This is a genomic window from Paenibacillus gyeongsangnamensis, from assembly GCF_027533625.1.
GTDB lineage: Bacteria > Bacillota > Bacilli > Paenibacillales > NBRC-103111 > Paenibacillus_G > Paenibacillus_G gyeongsangnamensis.
This window is the reverse complement of the sequence record NZ_JAQAGZ010000004.1, coordinates 367,456-375,234: the sequence shown is the minus strand read 5'-3', so window position 1 is coordinate 375,234 and position 7,779 is coordinate 367,456. Positions and strand designations below refer to the sequence as shown.

Sequence of the window (7,779 nt, the reverse complement as noted above, 5' to 3'; positions counted from 1 at the left end):
GGAAGCGCGGCAACGCGTGGAGCTGACGAATACTAATCGGTCGAGGGCTTATCCTACAGGTTTTGCGACAGCAAAACCACATCGGAAGCATAGCAAAAGCAAGATTACTCAGCGAAAGATACGATGTTTCGATCCAGTTTTCAGGGCGCAAGTCGTTCTGAGCTGTAATACATGATGTTCCTTGGCGGGGACATCGCCATACTTATGTTTGGTGACGATGGCGGAAGGGAACCACGCGTACCCATCCCGAACACGACCGTTAAGCCTTCTAGCGTCGATGGTACTTGGACCGAAGGGTCCTGGGAGAGTAGAACGTCGCCAAGCCAAAGAGCCTCTAATCGATAGTCGATTAGGGGCTCTTTTGATTATATTTCCAGGGTGGCGTTGTCAAAACTGGCAGCGAACGCTATAATTTCTCATAGATTACTAGTTTCTGGGAGGACTCTGGGATGCATGAGAATGAATCTTCTGGTTCGGACAAAAACCTGACCCGCCGTCAGTTGCTTAATTCCTTGGGGACGGCAGGCGTCATGCTGGCCGCAAGCACGGCTTGGAGCGGAATCGCTTCCGCGGCGGACCCGATTCTTCCTCGTCCGGACAGCGGCGTATGGTTGAACGTCAAAGATTACGGGGCGCGAGGAAACGGGCGGTACGATCAAGATGATACGCCCTATTTTCAAATGGCCATCGACGCGGCTGCCTTCGCCGGGGGGACCGTGGTGGTCCCGCCAGGCAAATATATGCTTAACTCGAGCATTATGCTGCGTTCCAAGGTGAATATTATAGGAATGGGCGAAGGCTCATTCATCAAGTCGATGCAGCCTTACGTATCCTTGTTTTCCGGGGATCATATCAATCAGGTTCAAATCCGCGGGTTCGCTTTGCAAGGAACGGCCGGGACGAACGCCGGCAAGCTGCCGAAGGTCGAGCGCGGCGTGGAATTAAATGACTGTGAAAGCGTGATGGTCAGCGATTGCAGCTTCAGTATGATCGTGAATGGGATTCAATTGACGAATTCCAGATACATAAGGGTTAAAAATTGCTCGTTCTCCTCAATTATTTCTTCCGACAGCTTGTACGAAGGCTACGGAATTGTAGCGCAGTCGGGGGCGCATCACCAGCTGACCGACAATCGCTTCTTCGGACTTTACAAGCCGTGCATTCATTTATCGGGCGGCTGCTCTTATTCCGTTATCAGCGGCAACCTAGCGGAAGGCTGCCGGGATGCCGTCATCTCCCTATCTTCGAAACTGGTCTCCTGCTCTCACCATCAGATCATCGGGAATACGGTATCGGCTGCGGGCCTGACAGATAACGAGACGAGCTGTAAGGAAGGCATCCGGCTGAAGGATAACTGCTCGGACAATTGGATCGCAGGCAATGTGATCGTGCGAGCATCCCAGGCCGGCATTTCCTTGGTCGGGGACGGGGCCTCTATAGATGACCGGCCGTATAGCAACATGATTCAAGGCAACAAGGTGGACGGCTCCTTAACCGGAATCGGTCTGCTGAATACGGACGGTAATATTGTGACAGGCAATGATGTACGGCGGGCAGAAACGGGAATCATGATAGATACGTCGGGCGAGGACGGCGGTTCGATTTCCAAGCAAAATACCGTAACGAACAATTCTTTGTTCCGCTGCAGTACGGCAGGAATCCGGCTGGCCTCGGCCCGCTGCCAAGGCAATGCCGTATTCGGCAATAGCGGGGCCGGGAACGGGGAATCTTTGAAAGATCAAGGCACGGATACGGTGAAAAGCGGGTTTTAAATGGTTTAAGAAGAACAACGAGATGTCGGTCGTCTGCCGGCATCTCGTTTTTTGTCGGAAATGGGCAGGCGGTTGTCACAGTTCGTTCCCTTTTGGTGTGATTGAAATCACAAGGGAGCTCTTTGCCGGTTTGTATACTGAATTCATATTCTAATCTAGCTGAGAAAGCGAGGAGTTCATTATGTTAAGTCAACAAACGATAGATATCATTAAATCGACGGTTCCCGTACTGGAGACGCACGGAACGGCGATTACTGGGCGATTCTACGAGCTGTTATTCACGAATTATCCCGAGCTGCTTCATATTTTCAACCATGCTAACCAAAAGCAAGGACGCCAACGGGAGGCACTGGCGAATGCGGTCTATGCGGCGGCGCTCCATATCGACAACTTGCCGGCAATTCTTCCCGTCGTGAAACAAATCGGGCACAAGCATCGCAGCTTGGGTATTCGTCCCGAGCATTATCCGATCGTAGGGCAGACGCTGCTGCGAGCGATCAAGGAGGTGCTGGGCGATGCGGCTACGGAGGACATTTTGCAGGCCTGGGCAAACGCTTACGGCGTTATAGCGGGCGCATTCATTCAAGTGGAACAGGAATTATACGAGCAGGCGGCGGGCCAAACCGGAGGTTGGGAAGGTTACCGCTCCTTCCGGGTGGAACGGAAAGTGAAGGAAAGCGAAGTCATTACGTCGTTCTATCTTATTCCCGAGGACGGGGGGCCGCTGGCGCATTTCGAGCCGGGGCAATATGTCAGCGTGAAGCCTAAGATGCCGGAGGAAGCGTACACGCACATTCGTCAATACAGTCTGTCGGATGCGCCCGGCAAGCCTTATTACCGCATCACCGTTAAGCGGGAGGAAGCGGCGCCGGACCGCCCGGCCGGCAAGGTTTCGGTCTTTCTCCATGAAGAAGTCCGGGAAGGCGATATTCTGAAGCTGACGGCTCCGGCGGGAGACTTTGTCTTGGACCGCAAGGATCCTCGGCCGGTGGTGCTGATCAGCGGCGGCGTGGGTCTTACTCCGCTGGTCAGTATGCTGAATACGCTGGCGGAAGAAGCGACGGACCGTCCGGTTACCTTCATGCACTCGGCCGTCAACGGGCAAATGCATGCTTTAAAGGAAGAGGTTACGGCAAACGCCGAACGACAACCGAACATCTCGGCATATTTCTGTTATGACAAGCCGTCGGCGCTTGACCGGGAAAATCCGCTTTTTCACAAGGAGGGACGAATCGATCTCGCTTGGATCCGGTCTCTGGTACCTTCCCGAGACGCGGTATTCTACTTCTGCGGCCCGGTTCCGTTCATGAAAGCCGTCAACAGGGCGCTTACCGAGTGGGGAGTGCGGCGGGAAGATATCCGCTATGAGTTTTTCGGACCGGCCGGAAGCCTGGAGGAAGAGAAGGAAACGGCGTCCCGGATTTAATCCATGCGTTTGCGAAGGAGCCGGTTCACGGTTTCGCGGCGAAGGCCGATAAATTGACCGATCTCTTCCTGTGTTAAAACATCGGCAAGTTTCACTGGTGCTATAAAGGCTTCCAGCCATTCCTGGAGCTTCCGGAGCTTATCCTCCGGGGCGATTTGCGTAAGCTGGTCGATCCGCTGCTGCATGAGGCGCAGCCGGCTCTGCAGGACCAATGCGGACTCCCGGTATTTGGCGGGTTCCCGTTCCAGCTCGCTGTACCATTCACCGGCGGGAATGATTTCGATTTCGCTCTTGACCAGCGCGATCGCGGTTCCATGGTATTCCTTCGGACTGATTAACGAATGATGGGGAATGATTTCTCCGGGTACAATAATATTCATGAGCACCGGGGTGCCGTCTTCGTGGATGCGCACGATTTTGAGCAAACCGCTGCGGATGCGGTAGAGCGGCCCGGTTTCGCCTTGGCGGAACAGCGTCTCGCCTTTATGGAGCAGCATGGGTCGGTTACACCTCCGGGTAGAAGCTTAACAGGATAAAAAGGCGCTCTGCTGATTGCGGCAGGGTGCCTTCGTTTTGCCCATTATACCATGAGAGGGCTGCGTCAACCAAGCTCAAGCCCGATCAGATCCGTGAAGGGGATCCAGGTCAGGCCTTCGCTGCAGCGGATCTTGATCCGCATTAGCTGGGGATCGGCGTAAACGACGAAGCCCTCGACGGTGATGCGCTCCCCTCCGTCGAAGACAGTCAGGCGCACCGGGATTTCCTCGTGCAGCGCAATGCTTACCGCTTGCGCGAGATCCTCCAGCCGCTGCTCGTCAAGCAGCGGCTTCTCCGTCCGGTGAAGCCCGGCGCGATGCTGAATCAGCTGCTCCTTATGCTCGGGCAGCATCATCCGCGATCCCTCCCAAAGAATGTTTTTACCCGCTGTCAGCTTGTTGTCGCTCATTTATAGTGTCCTCCGATTTTCTTCGCGCGGTCTTTGGCCTGGCCTGCGGCGGTTAATGAAACGGCGCGCAGAATCGAATCGTCGCCGTACTTGTCTTTGATTTGGTCCTTGACGCGCTCCAGCGCGATCTTGCGGTCGCGGTCGCCGAACAGGACCAGTTGCACCGTCCGGTCCTCGGTCAGTCCCCCGAGCGCAACGCCCAGCTTCCGCACGGGCTGGCCGTCCCAATGCTGCTGGAACAGCTCCGAGGCGGCTGCGAACAGATCGTCGGTTACATAGGTGGGATCCGGCAGCTTCTTCTGCCGGTGGAACCCGGTCGGGTGATCGAAGTCCGCGCCGAAGCAGCCGGTGGAGACGACCTGTCCCATCAGCCCTTTATCGCGGCAGCGGCGGCAGACAAGCTCGCACAGCTCTAATAGCACCGTACGGATCTCTTCCCATGTGCTGTAATCGCGGGGAAGTGTCATGTTATGGCCGATGGCCTTCTGCTGCACCTGATGGGTGCCCGGTGAGACCGGCGACCCGTCGATGCCGTTGGCGATCCGCCAAATGACCTCCCCGTTGATGCCCCACTTGGCGCGCAGCTTGGGCAGGGGGGTCTGCGCAAGGTCGCCGATCGTACGGATGCCCATCAGCCAGAGATGGCGCGCCATGCGGGAGCCGATCATGAACAGGCTGCGCACCGGGAGCTCCCACAGGTTGCCGGGAAGCGCAAGCTCTTCCTTCTTGAGCGTGAAAATCCCCGTAGGCCGCTTCTTCGCAAAGTTGTCGCACGCCAGCTTGGCGAGCGTCTTGTTCTCCCCGATGCCTACGCGCGTATAAATTTTCGTCTCGTCCATCACCTTCTTCTGTATGGCCCGTGCCACTTCTTCCGCATCCTCTCCGCCGAGAGAGGACAAAGTGCCCGTGATGTCGATGAACTGCTCGTCGATGCTGTAGGGCTCCACCAAATCGCTGAACTGCTCGAATATCTTCGTGATCCTCAGCGAAACGTTGATGTACTGCTGCATCCGGGGCTGAATGACGACGAGCTCCGGACACTTGCTCAAGGCTTCTCCGAGCCGTTCGGCCGTCGTTACGCCGTATTGCTTGGCCAGAGGACATGCCGCCAAAATAATGCCCGACCGCCGCGCCGGGTCTCCGGCTACCACGACAGGCCGGCCCTCGTACTCGGGATGGGCCGCTTTCTCCACGCTGGCGTAGAACGATTGACAATCCGCCAGCATAACGATGCGTTTGCTTGCTGCAGGCATAACGGATTCCTCACCTTCGCAAAATATACGAACATATATTCTTATTGTATATAGAATATCGAACAAATATTCGCATTTCAAGAGGGGGAAGAGCGGAAATTTTTTGCAGACGGGTTCCAATCGCTGTCAAAAGGAGTTATAGTCAGGAATGTTGAGTCCTGAACGGAATAACGAAGGAAGCAAATAGGGGAAGGCGGCTTCGTCAGGAGCAGGAACAGGAACAGGGAGTTTTTTGCATCCTTTTGCCCCATCATACGTAAACGAAAATAGAAGTTAATGGGAGGAGCGTTGCCGATGGCCCGGTTGGAATACCGTGAGTATACGGAAGGAAGCAGTGAATTTCCGCTGCTTTATTACTACGACCGCATCCGCGGAGACGAAGCGGCGCTGCGCTTTGCCTGCGATTACTTCGTCAAGGACGGCAAGGTGTACGAAAAGACGTCCTGCGCCGTGGAGGCGGCCTGCTGGGTCGTCTATGTCCGGGAGGCCGAGGGCGAACGGGTGATGCCGTGGCGGGCGCCGGAGCCGGGATTGACGCGGGGGGTGCGGATGGAGCTTCGCGAGTACAGGGACTGGACGGCCGATTACCGGCTGGTTACGACTTATAACTTCGGCGATACGCTGGAGGCGATGCTGCATTTGCAGGCCAACTACTTGTACGTGGACGGCGTGGAATGGAGCCGGACCTCGACGGAAATTGACGAGGACCGGGAGACGTACGTCTTCTACGCTCAGCCAGTGGCCCCATAGCCGCAGCAAGCCACATTGGAAGGACGGGAGTGAAGGAAAGTGGAACAGCAAAGGAACGGCAGGACGCAAAGGGCGGTATCGCTCTTCATGGCGGCGGCGCTGGTGCTGGGCGGCTCCGGCTGCTCGAGCGAAAGCAACTGCACCGACCGGAATCGCGACGGATATTGTGATAACGGCTCCGGGTCCTCCGGCTCCGGAAGCGGCTTCTATAAAGGCGGCGGCTCAGACATCGGCTCCGGAAAAAGCTCGGCCGGAGACTCCTCCGGCATCAGTCAGGGCTCGCACGGCGGCATCGGCGGCGGCGGGTCCAGCTCCAGCTAAGGGGGGAGGCCGAATGGACGAATCCAATCGGAGCCGCCTTACGGAGCTTTCCTACGCGGAGCGAAGAGCAAAGCTTTACGACCCGCTGCGAGAAGAGGGCGTATTCACCTGGGACCGCCTCTACGGCCAGGAATACGCGCTCGCGGACCTGCACCGGCTGGAGGAGAGCGAGCTGGAGGGAATGCATGCAGCCGCGGAGGCGCTCGGGCGCATTTATGCGAAGACCGTGGCCGTCGTACAGCAGGGAGAAGCGGCCCTTTGGGCGGAGCTCGGCCTCCCGGAAGCGGCCTTCGGCGCGCTGCGGCTGCGCTTCGACGAGAGCGTGCCTACGCTGATCGGGCGGTTTGACTTTGCCAGGACGCCGGAAGGATGGAAGATGCTCGAGTTCAACAGCGATACGCCGACGGGCATCGTCGAAGCGTTCCATGTCAACGGCCGCATATGCGCGGCGTGGGGAGAGCGCGACCCGAACGAGGGCTGCAGCCGCCAGTTAACGGAAGCCTTTGGCCGGATGCTGCAGACGTACCGCGAGGCCGGGATGGCTACGGAGCGCATCGTCTTCAGCGCGCTCGATTGGCATGAGGAGGACGCGGGGACGACCCGGTACTTGCTGGCGCAATCGGGAGTCCGAGAGGCTGAGTTCGCTCCCTTGTCCGCGCTGCGGGTCAGCGGAGACCGGCTGTGGGTGGCCGAAGGTCCGGGCGCGAATGAGTCCTTGTCGGGCCCGATCGACGTGCTGTACCGGCTGCATGCGCTGGAGAAGCTGGCGGAGGACCGGGACGAGGACGGCTATCCAACCGGTGAGCATGCGCTCCGGCTGATTGCGGACCGCCGGGTGGCGATCATTAATCCGCCCTCGGGCTTCGCGGCGCAGACGAAAGCGCTGCAGGCGCTCATCTGGAGCTTGCATGAAGAAGGCCGTTTCTACTCGCCGGAAGAGCACGAAGCGATAGAAGCCTACATGCTGCCTACCTATCTGGAGCCCCTTTTCCCGGAGGGAACGCCGTATGTCGCAAAGCCGATTCTCGGCCGGGAAGGCAGCGGTGTGACCATCTACGGAGCCGATGGCGGGGTGGCCGAGTGCAGCGGGGAAGCAGAATACCTCGATCAGCCCATGGTATACCAGCGGCTTGCCGAGCTGCCGGAGCTGGAGGTCGAAACACTCGGGGGGACCTACCGCGGGCGGCTGCTCTGGGGCTGCTTTCTGATCGACGGCCGGGCCTCGGCGGTCGTAGCGCGCGTCGGCGGGCGCATTACGGGAAATTTATCCTATTATTTGCCGTCGGCGTTAACCTGACGAATCTATAGGGG

General features: G+C 57.7%; 8 protein-coding genes and 1 rRNA gene. 6 read left to right on the top strand and 3 right to left on the bottom strand.

The features are described 5' to 3' along the window. The first annotated feature begins 207 nt into the window (after positions 1-207). From rrf to hmpA, 3 genes are all read left to right on the top strand, one after another. Positions 208-324, top strand: a 5S ribosomal RNA gene (gene rrf, locus O9H85_RS08615). Positions 325-449: 125 nt separating this feature from the next. After that, positions 450-1,772, top strand: coding sequence for a NosD domain-containing protein (locus O9H85_RS08610; RefSeq protein WP_269880934.1), 1,323 nt, complete (start codon positions 450-452; stop codon positions 1,770-1,772). Positions 1,773-1,953: 181 nt separating this feature from the next. Then, positions 1,954-3,198: an NO-inducible flavohemoprotein gene (gene hmpA / locus O9H85_RS08605; RefSeq protein WP_269880933.1), complete on the top strand. Its 1,245-nt coding sequence runs from the start codon at positions 1,954-1,956 to the stop codon at positions 3,196-3,198. Here the strand turns inward: hmpA and O9H85_RS08600 are convergent. From O9H85_RS08600 to O9H85_RS08590, 3 genes are all read right to left on the bottom strand, one after another. Then, positions 3,195-3,695 carry a Crp/Fnr family transcriptional regulator gene (locus O9H85_RS08600; RefSeq protein ID WP_269880932.1) on the bottom strand — a complete coding sequence of 167 codons (501 nt, stop codon included), beginning with the start codon at positions 3,693-3,695 and terminating at the stop codon, positions 3,195-3,197. The two genes, hmpA and O9H85_RS08600, sit on opposite strands and share 4 nt — an antisense overlap. A gap of 104 nt (positions 3,696-3,799) precedes the next feature. Next, the gene (locus tag O9H85_RS08595; protein WP_269880931.1) at positions 3,800-4,144 is read right to left on the bottom strand and encodes a YolD-like family protein; all 345 of its coding nucleotides are present in this window, start codon (positions 4,142-4,144) and stop codon (positions 3,800-3,802) included. Beyond that, positions 4,141-5,397 (bottom strand): DNA polymerase IV, encoded by a 1,257-nt coding sequence (locus tag O9H85_RS08590; protein ID WP_269880930.1) that lies wholly within the window; start codon positions 5,395-5,397, stop codon positions 4,141-4,143. Before O9H85_RS08590 ends, O9H85_RS08595 begins: the two co-directional genes overlap by 4 nt. A 294-nt stretch (positions 5,398-5,691) precedes the next feature. On the opposite strand from O9H85_RS08590, the gene O9H85_RS08585 reads away from it, so the two are divergent. From O9H85_RS08585 to O9H85_RS08575, 3 genes are read left to right on the top strand one after another with little or no spacing between them, the layout of a single operon-like run. Continuing rightward, complete coding sequence (locus O9H85_RS08585) at positions 5,692-6,147, top strand: hypothetical protein (RefSeq protein WP_269880929.1); 456 nt, start codon at positions 5,692-5,694, stop codon at positions 6,145-6,147. A gap of 39 nt (positions 6,148-6,186) precedes the next feature. Beyond that, positions 6,187-6,468, top strand: a complete 282-nt coding sequence (locus tag O9H85_RS08580; protein ID WP_269880928.1) for a hypothetical protein — start codon at positions 6,187-6,189, stop codon at positions 6,466-6,468. A gap of 13 nt (positions 6,469-6,481) precedes the next feature. Next, a complete protein-coding gene (locus O9H85_RS08575) occupies positions 6,482-7,765 on the top strand; it encodes a glutathionylspermidine synthase family protein (RefSeq protein ID WP_269880927.1) in 1,284 nt (427 codons plus the stop codon). The last annotated feature ends 14 nt before the right edge of the window (positions 7,766-7,779 follow it).